Here is a 14,529-nt window from a genome sequence, read left to right as displayed (position 1 = left end):
CCCATGTGCACCGTGCCGAACGAATCCCAGAGTCCGTCGTGGATCATCCCATCCACCATCGTCTGGTTTCCAGCCTTGATGCCGAGCCGCATGCCGTAGACGTAGTGCGGCGCGGCGCTCATCGCCTCCATGCCGCCGGCGACCACGCATTGCGCGTCCCCGGCCTTGATCGCCTGGGCGCCGAGCATGACCGCCTTGAGCCCCGAGCCGCAGACCTTGTTGATCGTGGTCGCGCCCACGGTGTCGGGGATCCCGCCGTGGATGGCGGCCTGGCGCGCGGGAGCCTGGCCGGCGCCCGCCTGCACCACGTGCCCCATGAGCACTTCCTCGACCTGTCCCGGCTCGATGCCGGCGCGCTGCACGGCTTCTCGAATGGCCACGGCCCCCAGCTGGGGCGCGGTCATGGAGGCAAGCCCGCCGAGGAACTCGCCGATGGCGGTCCGGCAGGCGCTGACGATGTAGGCGTCTCTCTCAGCCACGATTGGATCTCCTTTCGGCGTAGGCGTCTTCCCTGGCCGGGAGATCAGCTCTCCCCTCAGCTCCCGAAGACATGCCCCGCCTCTTTTAGAAGCTCGCGCGCGATCAGGAGCTTCTGGATCTGCGAGGTCCCCTCGCCGATCTCCATCAGCTTCGCGTCGCGGAAATAGCGTTCCACCGGGTGGTCGGTCATGTAGCCGGCGCCGCCGTGGATCTGGACGGCCGCGTCCGCCGCGCGCATCGCCACGGTCGAGGCCTTGAGCTTGGCCATGGCCGCGTAGCGGGTGAACGGGGCGCCCCTGTCTTTGAGTCGCGCCGCGGCATAGACGAGGAGCCGCGCCGATTCCAGCTCGGTGGTCATCTCGGCCAGGAGAAGCTGGATCGCCTGGAAATCGCCGATCGCCTTCCCGAACTGGCGCCGGTTCATGGCGTAGCGCACGGCCGAATCCAGCGCCGCCTGCGCGATCCCGAGCGACATGGCGCCGATCGAGATCCGGCCGCCGTCCAGCGTGATCATGAACTGCTTGAAGCCGTTCCCCTCGCGGCCGTCCTGGTCGAGCAGGTTCTCCTTGGGCAGCCGGAGGTTCTCGAAGATCAGCTCCACGGTGTTGCTGGCGCGGTGCCCCAGCTTCTTCTCGGGCGGGCCCGCCGAGAACCCGGGCGTGCCCTTCTCCACGATGAAGGCCGAGATGCCGCGCGCGCCGAAGCCGGGCGCGGTGACCGCGGTGAACACGGCGGTGCCGCAGACGCCGCCGTTCGTGATGTAGATCTTCCGCCCGTTGACCGCGTACTGGTCGCCTTCCTTGACGGCCCGGGTCTTCGTGCCGCCCGCGTCGGACCCGGCCTCGGGCTCCGTGAGCCCGAAGGCGCCGAGGTTCTCGCCGGAGCAGAGCTTCGGGAGGTACTTCCGCTTCTGCGCCTCGGTGCCGAAGAGGTAGATCGGGGCGGTGCCGAGCGAGACGTGCGCCGCGAGGGTGATCCCCGTCGAGGCGCAGGCGCGGCTCACTTCCTCCACCGCCATCACGTACATCAGGGTCTCGGCGCCGCTGCCGCCGTACTGCTCGGGGAAGATGAGGCCGAACAGCCCCAGCTCCCGCATCTTCTTCACGTTGTCCCAGGGGAACTCACCGGCCGCGTCGTTCTTCGACGCCGTCGGCGCGATCTCCTTGTCGGCGAACTCGCGGAGGGTCTCTTTCCATTCGCGCTGCTCGTCGGTCAGCTCGTAGATGTCGTCACGCCGGGTCCCGGCGGTGGTCGTCGTCGGCATGGCTACTCCCTCGAACCGGTCATACCGGCATCTCGGCCACTTCCTCCACCAAGAGGTCGGCCTCGGTCGACTTCAAGATTTCGTCCACGGTCACGCCCGGGGCCCGCTCCACGAGCCGGAGCCCGCGCGGGGTGACGTCGAGCACGGCGAGATCGGTGATGATGCGATTCACAACCTTGCGCCCCGTGAGCGGGAGCGCACACTTCTTCAGCACCTTGCTCACGTCGCCCTTGGCGGTGTGGAACATGGTCACCACGACGCGCTTCGCGCCGGCGACCAGGTCCATCGCGCCGCCCATCCCCTTCACCATCTTTCCGGGGATCATCCAGTTCGCGAGGTTCCCCTCCTGGTCCACCTCCATGGCGCCCAGGATGGTCAGGTCCACGTGACCGCCGCGGACCATCGCGAACGAATCCGCGCTCGAGAAGAACGCGGCGCCGGGAAGGACCGTGATCGTCTCCTTGCCGGCGTTGATCAGGTCGGCGTCTTCCTGGCCGGCCTCGGGGTAGGGCCCCACGCCCAGCACGCCGTTCTCCGACTGGAGAATGACGTTCATGCCCTTCGGGATGTAGTTCGAGACGAGCGTGGGCATGCCGATGCCCAGGTTGACGTAGAACCCGTCCTTAAGCTCGAGCGCCGCTCGCCGGACGATTCGTTCTCTTTTCGATTCGCTTGGGTCCATACGTCCCCTGGAAGATGTGATTGACGAAGATTCCGGGCGTCACGACGTGGTCCGGGTCGATCGCGCCCGGCTCCACGAGATGCTCCACCTCGGCCAGCGTCACGCGCCCCGACGTGGCGGCCATCGGATTGAAGTTGCGCGCCGACATCCGGTAGACGAGGTTCCCCATCCGGTCGCCGGTGTGCGCGCGCACGAACGCGAAGTCGGCGCGAATCGGCATCTCGAGCACGTACTCGCGCCCCTGGATGGTCCGCGTCTCCTTCCCCTCGGCGACGACCGTGCCGACGCCGGTCGGCGTGAAGAACCCGCCGATTCCCGCACCGCCCGCGCGGATCCGCTCGGCCAGCGTTCCCTGCGGGCAGAGCTCCACCTCCAGCTCGCCCGAGAGGAACTGCCGCTCGAACGTGGCGTTCTCCCCGACGTAGGAGGAGATCATTTTCCGGATCTGCCGCGTCTGGAGAAGAAGGCCCAGCCCCCAGTCGTCCACGCCCGCGTTGTTCGAGACGCACGTGAGGTCCTTCACGCCGCTGTCGCGGAGCGCCACGATCAGGTTCTCGGGGATCCCGCAGAGGCCGAAGCCGCCGAACACGATCAGGGCGCCGTCCCGGATGCCGGCGCGCTCGATCGCCTCGCGGGCGTCCCGGACGACCTTGTTCACGTGGCGCTGCCCGCGGGGGAGCGGTGCTTCGCGACCCACGCCCGCACGTACTCGATGATGGCGCCGGTCGGCGTGCCGGGGCCGAACAGCTCCCCCACCCCCTGCTTCGCCAGCGTCTCCATGTCTTCCTTGGGAATGATCCCGCCGCCGGTGAGGAGCACGTCGTTCAGCCCCTTCTCGCGCATCAGCTCGAGAACCCGCGGGAAGAGGGTCATGTGGGCGCCGCTCAGGATGGAGAGCGCCACGGCGTCCACGTCCTCCTGCACCGCCGCCTGCACGATCATCTCGGGCGTCTGGTGGAGGCCCGTGTAGATCACCTCGAAGCCGGCGTCGCGCATCGCGCTCGCGACCACCTTCGCGCCGCGGTCGTGCCCGTCCAGCCCCGCTTTCGCCACCAGCACTCGGATCTTCTTCGGCATGACGCTCCTCTGGGTCCGGGCCGCCTCAGAAAACGGCGGGCTCGCGATAGACGCCGTAGGCCTCGCGGAACACGTCGCAGATCTCGCCCAGCGTGGCCTCGGCGCGAACCGCGTCCAGCACGTAGGGCATGAGGTTCTTCGCGCTCATGCACGCGTCGCGCAGCGCGGCCATCGACTGCTCGTAGGGCGCCTTGGCGCGGCGCGCGCGCACGGCGCGCACCCGCTCGATCTGTCCCCGCTCGATCGCAGGATCGATCTTCAAGACCGGGATCGTGATCTCCTCGTTCTCGGCCTGGAACTTGTTCACGCCCACGATCACCCGCTCGCCGCGCTCCACCTGCTGCTGGAACTGATAGGCCGAGTCGGCGATCTCCTTCTGCGGATAGCCCTTCTCCACCGCCACGATGATCCCGCCCATCTCGTCGATGCGGCGGATGTACGCCTGAGCCTCCTCTTCGATCTTGGCGGTGAGCGCCTCGACGAAGTAGGAGCCGGCAAGCGGATCGGGCGTGTTCACCACGCCCGTCTCGTAGGCGATGATCTGCTGCGTGCGAAGCGCGACGGTCGCGGCTTCCTCGGTGGGAAGGGCGAGCGTCTCGTCCATCGAGTTCGTGTGGAGCGACTGCGTACCGCCCAGCACCGCCGCGAGCGCCTGGATCGCGACGCGCGCCACGTTGTTCAACGGCTGCTGCGCCGTGAGCGAGACGCCGGCCGTCTGGGCGTGGGTGCGGAGCATCAGGGAGCGCGCGCTCTTCGCGCCGAAGCGGTCGCGCATCACCGTGGCCCAGATCTTCCGGCCGGCGCGGAATTTCGCGATCTCCTCGAAGAAGTCGTTGTGCACGTCCCAGAAGAAGGAGAGGCGCGGCGCGAAGGAATCCACGTCCATGCCGCGCTTCACGCACTCCTCCACGTAGCCGATCCCGTCGGCCAGCGTGAAGGCCAGCTCCTGCGCCGCCGTCGCGCCCGCCTCGCGGATGTGATAGCCGCTGATCGAGATGGAATTCCACTTCGGCATGTTCGCCGCGCACCACTCGATCATGTCCACGCAGAGCTTCACCGCCGGGCGCGGCGGGATGATCCACTCCTTCTGCGCGATGTACTCCTTCAGCATGTCGGCCTGCACGGTGCCGCCCAGCTTGGCCGCGGGGATCCCATGGCGCTCCCCGACCGCGACGTACATCGCGAGCAGCACGATGGCCGGAGCGTTGATCGTCATGGACGTCGTGACCTCGCCGAGCGGGATCCCCTGGAAGAGGATCTCCATGTCCTCGAGCGTGGAGACGGCGACCCCCTCGCGCCCGACCTCGCCCAGCGACATGGCGTGGTCGGCGTCGTAGCCCATCAGGGTCGGCATGTCGAAGGCGGTGGAGAGGCCGGTGCCGCCGTGCTTCAGGAGGTAGTGGAAGCGCTCGTTCGTCTGCGCGGCCGAGCCGTAGCCCGCGAACTGGCGCATGGTCCAGAGGCGCGCGCGGTACATGCCGGGATGGAGGCCGCGGAGGTAGGGGAACTCGCCCGGGGGCGCGAGGCGCTGCTCCACGTCGCCCGGGAGATCGGCCTCGGTGTAGAGCGGCTTGACGGGAATGCCGGACAGGGTCTCGGGCGGAATGCCGGGAATGGCGCTCTCGGCCGCGCCGTGGGCGGGCTTCGTCGCCGCGGGCCCGGCCGTCGCGCTCTTCATCTTGGGACTCTGGGATTCAGCTCGCGTTTCCGCCATGTCGCGTCATCCTTTCGATCACGTCGCGGGCCGCGCGGTAGGGCGAAAGGCCCCCCGCCAGGACCTGGTCTGCGGCGGCTTCGATCCACGATTCTAGCCCCTGCCGGGCCGCCCAGGAGTCGAGAAGTCCCTCCCGCACGGCGAGCCGGATCCGCGCTCGGGCGCGCTCCCGTCGCGCGATCTCGGCCTGCTCCGGCCGCTCCGCCCAGGCCCGGTGCTCCTGGATCGCGGCGTGCATCGCTTCGATGCCCTTCCGCTCGGTCGCGATCGTGCGCACGATCGGCGGGGTGAAGCCTCCCTTGGGCCGGAACGCGAGCGAGGAGCGGAGCGCCGCGTCCATGGGATCGGCGCCGGGGTGGTCCGCCTTGTTCAGGACCAGCACGTCGGCGATCTCCATGAGACCGGCCTTGAGCGTCTGGATCGCGTCGCCCGATTCCGGCGTCAGCACGACCACCGTGGTGTCCGCCGTCTCCGCGACGTCCAGCTCCGACTGCCCCACGCCGACCGTCTCGATCAGCGTGGTCTCGCTGCCCCATGCGTCGAGCAACTCGGCCAGCTCGCCCGTGCGCGCCGCGAGGCCGCCCAAGCTGCCCCGCGTCGCCATGCTCCGGATGAAGACCTTGCCGTCGGTGGCGTGATCGCTCATGCGGACCCGGTCGCCGAGGATCGCCCCGCCCGTGAAGGGGCTCGTGGGATCCACCGCGATCACGCCCACCTGGCGACCCTGCGCGCGCAGGAGCCGCGCGTACTCCGCGACCAGCGTGCTCTTCCCCGCGCCCGGCGGACCCGTGAAGCCGATCCGCGGCGCCGCCGACTTCTGGCCGTAGAGCGCATCGAGGAGCGCCGTCGCCTCGGCCGCGCCGTTTTCGACCAGCGACATGCCGCGGGCCAGCGCCCGGGAATCGCCGCTCAGGATCTCCTTGGCGAGAGCCGCTGGCAATGCTGCGGAGGTAGCAGCCCCGCCGGCCGAAGCCGCCGCGGCCGGGGCCCGAGAGGCACCTGGATTCAATACTCCATCCCGGCGCGCGACTCGATTCCCTTCTTGTAGTGGTGCTTGATCTCGTTCACTTCGCTGACCGTGTCGGCCAGCTCGATGAGCTCGGCCGACGCGCCGCGTCCCGTCAGGATGAGATCCATCCATCGTGGCCGCGCACGCGCCAGCTCGAGCACTTCCTGCTCGGGTAAGAGGCCGTAGCTCGCCACGTAGATGATTTCATCGAGGATGAGGACGTCGTGCTGGCCGCCGCGAACGATCTCCCACGCTTTGTCGAGACCCTGCCGCGCGAGCGCGAGGTCGCGCGGATCCGGATTCTTCGGATCCACGAACGCATTGCGCCCGAACTGCCACACATCCACGCCGAGCCGGTCGCGAAGCACGAGCAGCTCGCCATAGATGCGCCCCTTCATGAACTGGACGACCGCGACCTTGAAGCCATGCCCCAGCCCGCGAAGGGCCGTGCCAATGGCGGAGGTGGTTTTCCCCTTGCCGGTCCCGGTGACGACGAGAAGGACCCCCCTGCGGGTCTCACGGGGCTCGGTCGAAAGCTCCGATCCCGATGCGATTACGTCAGTTGCATTGGTTTCCGGCATCAAGGGATGGTAGCACTCGGTGCCCGGTGCGTCAACCTGAGGGGCGTGACCCGCAACAAGAGAAGGGCCCCGGCAAACGGGCTGCCGGGACCCCCTCGTTGAAGCAACGACACCAGGCTCAAGGGGCGAAGTGGGCCACTTTCGCCAACTGAACGCCATCCCCTGTCTGAAGGCGCGCGAAGTAGATCCCGCTTGGGGCGCGGCGGCTGCCGGGTAGCAGCCCAGTCCACTCGATCGAATGGGAGCCGGGCGACGCATACGGCTGCCTGGCCGTCGCCACACTCCGACCCGCCGCGTCGAACACCTCGAGGGAGACCGGCCCTCCGCTGCGCGTGCTGAACGTGAAGCTATGGGCCCCGGCGACCGACGAGTGCACCCGCAATCCCTGGAGGGTGTCCTTGTGGGCCCCGCGAGCAAAGGAGGCCGAACCCGAGGGGAGGACCGTGTTGGGGTTCAAGGCCAGGATGAAGAACCCGTAATTGATATCGCTCGCGTAGATCAGCCCGTCCGATCCGAAGAGGGCGACCCAGGTGCGGCGCCCCATGTACAACTGGCGGTCCAGAACGTCGGGGCTGGACGTCGGCAGGTAGAACGAGATCTCTTCGGGATCGGACTTCGTGGTCACGTCGACGAGGCGCACCCCGAGCGCGTAGTTGCCCAGGAGCAGCGCATTTTCCCCGTGAGGATCCATGTTGTGGGCGTCGAAGCGAAAGTACGTGGGAAAGGAGTGGTCGTCCGGGTTTTGCACCACATGTCCGTCCGCGTGCCAGAAGCCAACCTGCGGCGGCGTGCAGTACTGGGTTCCATCGCAGGCATGCCCATCGAGAATGTGGACGCCGCCCGTCGTGTTCTCCGCCAGCTCGTCCCCCACATAGATCCAGTTGCCGGACGGAGAGGCGACGGCGCCGTGCGCGTTCTGGTACGGGGTTCCGGTTCCGTAGTCGAACGAACCGACCTCGATCGGGTTCGTCGGTGTCGTCACGTCCACGATCCGGAGTCCGCTGTCCCAGAATCCGATGTAGATGAGCACCTTCCCGCTTCGGGGATGCCTCTGGACGAAGGCCTCGTGCGGCAGGTTCTCGTCGACGCAGGGGAACGGCGGGCAGTTGAGCCCCTCCGGCGAGACGTACCGGCTGAGAACCTGTCCCGTCAGGATGTTCACCGTATACATGCCTCCGTCGACGATGCAGTGAGCATTGCAGTAGGCGTAGGGCCTTCCGCTCTCGACCTCGGGATCGAGCTCGGCGCTCTCGAGACCGCAGGACGCGGGGACCGCGATTCGCCGCAGGAGCGTGGGATGGAACGGGTCCGCGGAAATGTCGTACACGCTGACGCCGGCGAATGCGTTTCTACCGAACTCCTGGTGGTGGGCGACGAGCAGATAGCGACCGACGAGATCCACGTCGTAGCTGGTCGACTGATTGTTGGAATCGTTGGGTGGTGGCGGCGCGAGCTCGGTGGTCAGCACGGGATGCGCCCGGTCTCGCATATCGATCACGGAAACCCCGTGGGTCGCCTGCAGCGAACCGAGATACGCAACACCCAGCGCAGCGTTCACGACCACCGCGCCATACATCCCGTTTTCCCGCGGCACCAGAGATCCGACGAGGCGCATCGGGTCGCCGGCCGCGCCGGCGGACGAGACGTTGAAGCAGGACAGGGCGAATGCGCAGAGCGGGAGTACGAGAACAACGAGGAGTGGTAACGGGCGAGCCTTCATGGCGGCCCCCTTCCTACCGCCCGGGCAGGTCAGCGGACGACGGGGACGGCACTCCCGGGCGTGTCATCCCAAGGTGGGCACTGCGGTACTCTCGGGGAGGCTTTGAAGGTAGCACTTAAGCCATTGAAATACAAGTACTTTCGGAGGAGGCCCGAGTGTCTTTGGATATCCTGTTTCAGGAAGCCGAGATCGCCCGGGCGACGTCTCGGGAGGCGTGGGGGCGTCCGATTCGCGCGGCCGCCGCGCGCATGACCTCCAGATGCTCGGGGTGCATCACGTAGCTCATCAGGCGGTAGTGCAGCTCTTCGTAGTCGTGCACGCGGACGCCGGCGCCGGTCTCCTGCAGGAAGTCGCAGTTGCGCTCCTCCTGGCCGGGGATGGGGCGGAAGACGATCATCGGGAGGCCGCGCGCCATCGCTTCGCTCATCGTGAGGCCGCCCGACTTCCCCACCATCACGTCGGCGGCGGCCATGTACAGGTCCACGCGGTCGGTGAAGCCGGAGATCTTGATCCGGTCCTCCAGCCCGCGCACGCGATGCGACAGCTTCCGGCGCAGCCCCTCGTTGCGACCGCACACGACCGCGGCCTGAACGCGATCGGGCAGGGACAGCACCACCTCGAGCACCTGCTCCACGGGCCCCCAGCCAAAGCCGCCGCTCATCACCAGCACCATGGGGCGCGACGGATCCGGGTCGAGGCCGATCTGCTTCCGCGCGTCCTCGGTGGCGATCGGCACGGCGAACTTGGGATCGATCGGGATCCCGGTTACCTGCACGCGCTCGGGCGGGACCTCTCCCGTGTCGACGAGCTGATCCTTGGTGGTCTGCGTCGCGACGAAGTAGCGGTCCATCCCGCGATAGACCCAGATGGGGTGGATCATGAAGTCGGTCACCACCGTGGAGACGGGGATGGCCAGCCGTCCCTGGTCGCGAAGCGTGGCGTAGACCTCGGAGGGAAGGAACTGGGTGCACAGCACGGAGTCGGGCTGGTAGCGGTTCACCGCTCCGAGGAAGTCCTTGCAGAAGAGCATCGTGACGCGCGTGCGCGACCGGGCGCGAAAGCCGTGCGGGCGCGTGCCGGCCCGGCGATAGAGCGCGCCCCACACGCGTGGAGTGCGGGAGAGCATGCGGTTGTACGAGGAGGCGTACAGCAGTCGCAGCGGCCAGGTGGAGAACTCGAGCGCGTCGTGAAGGATCGGCTCGGAGTGGGGATCGGTCTCGCGCATCGCCTGCGCCACCGCGCGGGCGGCGCGCTCGTGGCCCACGCCGGCGCGGACGTAGAGGATGAGCACGCGGCGTGTGGTGCTGCCGGTCTGCGCGGATTGGGGCGGATTCAACGTGGCTACGGTCTCCATGCGCCTCCGAACGAACCGGAACGAGCGAGGTCCGAGCGACGGGGCGACGATACCGCGTGCCGGGGGATTTTTCGACCCTTCTGACCGGTCCGGCGGCAGGCCGAACCCTAGAACGCCCGGTAGAGACCCACCCCCACGTAGCCTCCGTCCACGCTGCCGTTCCCGCTGTCGCTCCGCTTCACCCCGCCCCGCACGCCCAGAGTCGTCCGCGCCTTCACCAGCGTGCAATCCAGGGCGAGCCCGACCTGACCGGCCGAGACATCGGCGTTCCCCTGGCCGATTCCCTCGACGCCTGCAAACCAGGTCGTCGGGCCGGACCACGCGCGATTCGTGAGCTGCCAGCGCAGGAGGGCGCGAGCGTACACGTACTTCGAGGCTCCGGAGTAGACGACGAGCCCCTGCGGCTGGAACCTTCCTGCCGACAGACCGCACTCCAGCTGTCCGACGAAGCCGCCGCGCCAGACGACGGCGACGCCGCTCGAGTCCCGCTGCCGTCGCTCGCGACGGCCCTCGCCGCCCGCCATCAACGTCACGCTCCCCGCATGCCCGGTCCCGCGAATCCCGAGGAGCGCCGAAGCCCCTGGAGCCTGCACCGTGACGTGGCCCGCGTCGTCGTCGAATTCGTAGTCGAGATAGCTCGCGCTCACGCGGAACGGCACCGAGAACGGCGCCTTGTCGTGGGCGATCACGCCACCGGTCAGGAAACCGTACCCCTGGCCGAAGGCGTCGCCCTCCCAGCCGCCGATCCCCTCGAGCGCCGTGGCGCCCGCGGGCGCGGCCGCGACCAAGGCCATGAGGCAAGCGAGGCCCGCCAGGCGCGCCCTCACCGGGGCGCCCGATTGACGACCAGCTCGGCGATGCGCCATCCGTTCTCCCCTTTCCGGAAGGTCCAGCGGTCGCCGCGCGACAGGAACACCCGCTGGACTCCCTCCGCGGTCAGGATCTCCGCGCGGAGATCGTTCACCACCGTCGCCCTGTCCCCCTCGACCACGACCGATGCGTCGGTGTGGGCCAGCTTCAAGTAGTGCCGCTGCGCAAATTCGGCGCGGTATCGCTCCCGGATTGCCGGTGCACCTGCCCAGACCCGATCGTCCGTCGAGTCGTGCGGGGTGTAGTTCTCGTCCCGGATCACCCCGTCCGGACTCCACAGGCGCAGCGCGTCGTCCACGCTCGAGTGGAGCGCGGAACGTCCCTCCAGGTAGATGAGCCCCTTGATCTGTGCCTCGGGCGCGGTCGACGTGACCAGCTCCGCGGCCAGGAGGGGCTTCCCCTCGGGATTGTTCCGGAAGGCGCGCTCCTCCTCGGGCGCGAACCGGACCGCGAGGAAGAACACCACGGCCAGCACGGCCGACGCCAGCACGAGTCCGCGCACCACACGCCGGTCGCTGATCATGGACGAGATCCGCTGCCCCGTGGTCTGCGGCGACATGCGGTACTCCGGATGCGCAAGGCGCGCCTCGCTCGCGACCGACCAGAAGCTGGCCCGGAGGGCGGAGCTGTAGATGATCGACTGCCAGATCAGGAGCGCCACCATGAGCCAAACGTACGGCACGTGTGGAAACTGGAGGCTCAGCGCGGCGGCGCACGCGAGGCAGAAACCCGCGATGATCGTCTCCTGGGAGACGACGCGATAGGCGTTCCACCCGGGACGGCCCGGACGCGTCTTCGGCGTTCTGAGGAAGACGCCCTTTTCGCGGGTCAGTCCCAGGACGCAGGCCAGCGTCACGACCCAGGTCAAAGCCAGGAGCATCGTGAACGCCGCGCGCGCCTCGGCAAACGTGCACCCGACGCGGTGGCGGAGCGCCCACAGGAAACGCGACACGCCCATGAAGACGAAGAGGAATGGGACGAAGAGCACCGCCCCTGCCAGGGGTTGGATGAAGAGCGACCGCGCGACGAGCAGCGACGCCGCACCCAGGAATAAGAGGACGGTGAAGCCGAACGTCGCGGGATCGTTCAGCCACTGGAGCCCACCCAGCAGGTAGTCCCAGCGCTGCCTCCAGGTGAGACCGCGTCCCTCGCGACGGCGGGTCCAGGGCATGAGTCGCATCCAGTGGAGGCGCATGATCTGCATCCCGCCGAACGCCCAGCGAAAACGCTGCTTCTTCAAGCCTTCGAAGTTGAAGGGCATGAGCCCCCGGCCGTAGGACCGGTCCACGTACTGCCCGCGGGCACCCCGGTCGAGCAGCCGCAGGGAGAGCTCGGCGTCCTCGGTGATGCACCACTCGTCCCAGCCGCCCGCCTCGACCAGCGCGCTCCGGCGCACCAGCCCCATCGTTCCCGCGAAGATGATCCCGTTGTGCTGGCTGCGCGACGCCATGGAGACCTTGAAGAAGTAGAGATAGGCGTGGTAGCAGGCCAGCGCGTACCGGTCGCCCGGAGGCAGATCGCGATAGTCCTGGGGCGACTGGACGAACCCGGTCGACGGATCCTGGAAGAAGCCGACGCATTCCCGGAGCCATTCCGGCGCGACCACGTAGTCGGAGTCCACGACGCCGACGATCTCGGCTTCGGGATCGGTCTCGCGCAGCGCGAAGTTCAGGGCGCCCGACTTGAAGCCGGGCCAGTTCTCGAGGTGATAGAAGCGGAAGCCGAGCCGGGCGCAGTGGGCCTCGATCGGCCGCCAGAGCTTCTCGTCGGTCGTGTTGTCGTCGATCACGATGACTTCGTAGTTCGGATAGTCGAGGCGGGCGAGCGCGTCGAGGGTCTCCTTCACCATCTCCGGAGGCTCGTTGTACGCCGGAACGTGGATGGAGACGCGCGGCGCGTACCCGGCCGATGGCGGAGCCGGCTCGTTCTTCGTCATCCAGCGCGCGCGGCAGAGCACGTCGAGGATCTCGTAGCTGCTCGCGCAGAGGAGAAGGAGCGCGAACGCCTGGAGCGCGACAAGGCCCGAGGAGAAGACAAGGCTGACCAAGCCCAGATGGGACGATGCCGTCACCCCGACGATGTGCACGACGAAGACGGCGCTGAGCGAGACGGTGACCGCGAGCGCCGCCTGTCCGGTGGGGTTCCAGTTCTCGGAGAGCGCGATGATGACGACCGCGATCAGGGCCAGGGCGATCCAGCCGGGGTTGCCCGGCCCCGGCTCGCCGGCAGCGCGCAGGATGGCGAGCGCTCCCGTTTCGATGGCCGTGAGGTAGATCAGCGACAGGAGCCAGTGGGAGCGGCGGAGGCGGTGCCCGAAGAGAAACGCGGCGCACCAGGCGAAGACGAACGCCAGCGTCTGGTGGTACAGGAGCTGGATCGCGATCGCCGCGGGTTGGGACTCAGCCATACCGGCAACTATCGGCCGGGTTGGCGTTTAACTGTAGCGGGACGGTGCGTGCCGAGGCTGTACGGGTGGCGGACGTGACCGGCGGTACGCAGAAGAAGTGGCGCGGCCTTTACGGGGGGACTCAGAAGAAGTGCCAGCGCCCTCCCGGAAAGGCATTCCGGATGTGCTCGAGGCGCAGACGTGCTCCGTCCGCGTCCCAGGCGATGCCGACCACGTCGAACCGCATGGGCCGGTCGGTGAGTCCGCGCGACTGGAGCCAGCGCGTCGCCGCGCGCTCCACGTCCAGGCACTTCTTCCAGTTCACGGCGACCAGCGCGGCAGCCGGGTCGGTGCCGGTGCGAAGCTTCACCTCCACGAACACGACCGTGTCACCCTCGCGGGCGATCAGGTCGATCTCGCCGCGGCCCGACCGCACGTTCCGGTCCAGGATCTCGAATCCGCGGAGGCGGAGGAGCTCTTCGGCCATCCGCTCGCCGACCTTGGCCGCCCGTTCCCGCCAGCGCGCACTGCGCTCGCGCACTTCACCGGCGCCACCTCCCTTTCGGGAACAGGCGCCCGCGCCGTAGGCTCGCCCTTCACCCACGCCGGCCTTGCGGCCTTCCGGCCGTTCCCACACCACCCACGTCATCCCGACCTCCCCACCACCACCCCACACCCGCGGGACCGTAAACAAACGTTACCCCAAACTCGCCCCGGGGCGAGTTCGGTGGATCGACCCGCCCGCGGCAACGCCGACTCCGGCAGACCAACTTGCGCTGGCGCAAGTTCGTGTTCTGCCAACTTGCCCCGGGGCAAGTTAACTTATATATAAACTCGTCCTGGGACAAGTTGACCGTGCGGTACAACCGTCCGCGGGCACCGGCGCCCAGCCGCTGCGTACTGGCTTGCCCTGCCTCAACTGCCCCCCAACTCGCCCCGGGGCGAGTTCGGTGGATCGACCCGCCCGCGGCAACGCCGACTCCGGCAGACCAACTTGCGCTGGCGCAAGTTCCTGTTATGTCAACTTGCCCCGGGGCAAGTTCAGACATGCCCCAACTGGTCCCAGGACCAGTCAACCACCCCAACTCGCGCCGGGGCTAATCAACCCCAACTCGGCCCCGGGGCGAGTTGGGGCCCATCGACTCGCCCGACTACGGCCGACCAACTTGCGCTGGCGCAAGTTCGATTATGTCAACTTGGTTCCGGGCGAACGGACTGTTCCGCCGCTTCGCGGCGGGACATGGTTCATAGCTCCAGCGTCACCTGCTCGTACAACGTCTCCCACACGGGGCGGAAGCTTCTTCGGTGAATGGCGCAGGGGCCGTGCTCGCGGAGCGCGGCCAGGTGCTCCGGTGTGCCGTATCCCTTGTTGCTCGCGAACAGGTACATGGG

At 68.1% G+C, this 14,529-nt stretch carries 13 protein-coding genes; all 13 read right to left on the bottom strand.

Annotation, left to right across the window (positions count from 1 at the left end):
- Positions 1 to 479 (bottom strand): beta-ketoacyl synthase N-terminal-like domain-containing protein (locus VE326_10995; GenBank protein HYJ33735.1); only part of this gene is annotated, 479 nt, incomplete at its 3' end.
- Positions 480 to 535: 56 nt separating this feature from the next.
- Complete coding sequence (locus tag VE326_10990; protein HYJ33734.1) at positions 536 to 1,744, bottom strand: acyl-CoA dehydrogenase family protein; 1,209 nt, start codon at positions 1,742 to 1,744, stop codon at positions 536 to 538.
- A gap of 19 nt (positions 1,745 to 1,763) precedes the next feature.
- Positions 1,764 to 2,426 (bottom strand): CoA transferase subunit B, encoded by a 663-nt coding sequence (locus VE326_10985; protein ID HYJ33733.1) that lies wholly within the window; start codon positions 2,424 to 2,426, stop codon positions 1,764 to 1,766.
- Positions 2,368 to 3,084 (bottom strand): CoA transferase subunit A, encoded by a 717-nt coding sequence (locus VE326_10980; protein ID HYJ33732.1) that lies wholly within the window; start codon positions 3,082 to 3,084, stop codon positions 2,368 to 2,370. Before VE326_10980 ends, VE326_10985 begins: the two co-directional genes overlap by 59 nt.
- The gene (locus VE326_10975) at positions 3,081 to 3,503 is read right to left on the bottom strand and encodes a cobalamin B12-binding domain-containing protein (protein ID HYJ33731.1); all 423 of its coding nucleotides are present in this window, start codon (positions 3,501 to 3,503) and stop codon (positions 3,081 to 3,083) included. The genes VE326_10980 and VE326_10975 overlap by 4 nt, the downstream gene beginning before the upstream one ends.
- A 25-nt stretch (positions 3,504 to 3,528) precedes the next feature.
- Positions 3,529 to 5,181 (bottom strand): methylmalonyl-CoA mutase family protein, encoded by a 1,653-nt coding sequence (locus VE326_10970; protein HYJ33730.1) that lies wholly within the window; start codon positions 5,179 to 5,181, stop codon positions 3,529 to 3,531.
- A gap of 16 nt (positions 5,182 to 5,197) precedes the next feature.
- Entirely contained in the window at positions 5,198 to 6,157 is a 960-nt protein-coding gene (gene meaB, locus VE326_10965; GenBank protein HYJ33729.1) for a methylmalonyl Co-A mutase-associated GTPase MeaB, read from the bottom strand.
- 65 nt (positions 6,158 to 6,222) lie between these two features.
- Positions 6,223 to 6,807 (bottom strand): cob(I)yrinic acid a,c-diamide adenosyltransferase, encoded by a 585-nt coding sequence (locus VE326_10960; GenBank protein ID HYJ33728.1) that lies wholly within the window; start codon positions 6,805 to 6,807, stop codon positions 6,223 to 6,225.
- Between the two features lie 118 nt (positions 6,808 to 6,925).
- Positions 6,926 to 8,527, bottom strand: a complete 1,602-nt coding sequence (locus tag VE326_10955; protein ID HYJ33727.1) for a hypothetical protein — start codon at positions 8,525 to 8,527, stop codon at positions 6,926 to 6,928.
- 175 nt (positions 8,528 to 8,702) lie between these two features.
- Positions 8,703 to 9,881 (bottom strand): glycosyltransferase, encoded by a 1,179-nt coding sequence (locus tag VE326_10950; protein ID HYJ33726.1) that lies wholly within the window; start codon positions 9,879 to 9,881, stop codon positions 8,703 to 8,705.
- 107 nt (positions 9,882 to 9,988) lie between these two features.
- The gene (locus VE326_10945) at positions 9,989 to 10,675 is read right to left on the bottom strand and encodes a hypothetical protein (protein HYJ33725.1); all 687 of its coding nucleotides are present in this window, start codon (positions 10,673 to 10,675) and stop codon (positions 9,989 to 9,991) included.
- A gap of 29 nt (positions 10,676 to 10,704) precedes the next feature.
- On the bottom strand, positions 10,705 to 13,158 hold the full coding sequence (locus VE326_10940) for a glycosyltransferase (GenBank protein HYJ33724.1): 2,454 nt from the start codon (positions 13,156 to 13,158) through the stop codon (positions 10,705 to 10,707).
- Positions 13,159 to 13,279: 121 nt separating this feature from the next.
- Positions 13,280 to 13,678, bottom strand: coding sequence for a YraN family protein (locus VE326_10935; GenBank protein ID HYJ33723.1), 399 nt, complete (start codon positions 13,676 to 13,678; stop codon positions 13,280 to 13,282).
- Positions 13,679 to 14,529: the final 851 nt, after the last annotated feature.

Source organism: Candidatus Binatia bacterium (assembly GCA_035631035.1).
Classification (GTDB): Bacteria; Eisenbacteria; RBG-16-71-46; order SZUA-252; family SZUA-252; genus DASQJL01.
Note: the sequence above shows the minus strand (reverse complement) of the source record. Positions and strands in the feature narration are given on the sequence as shown.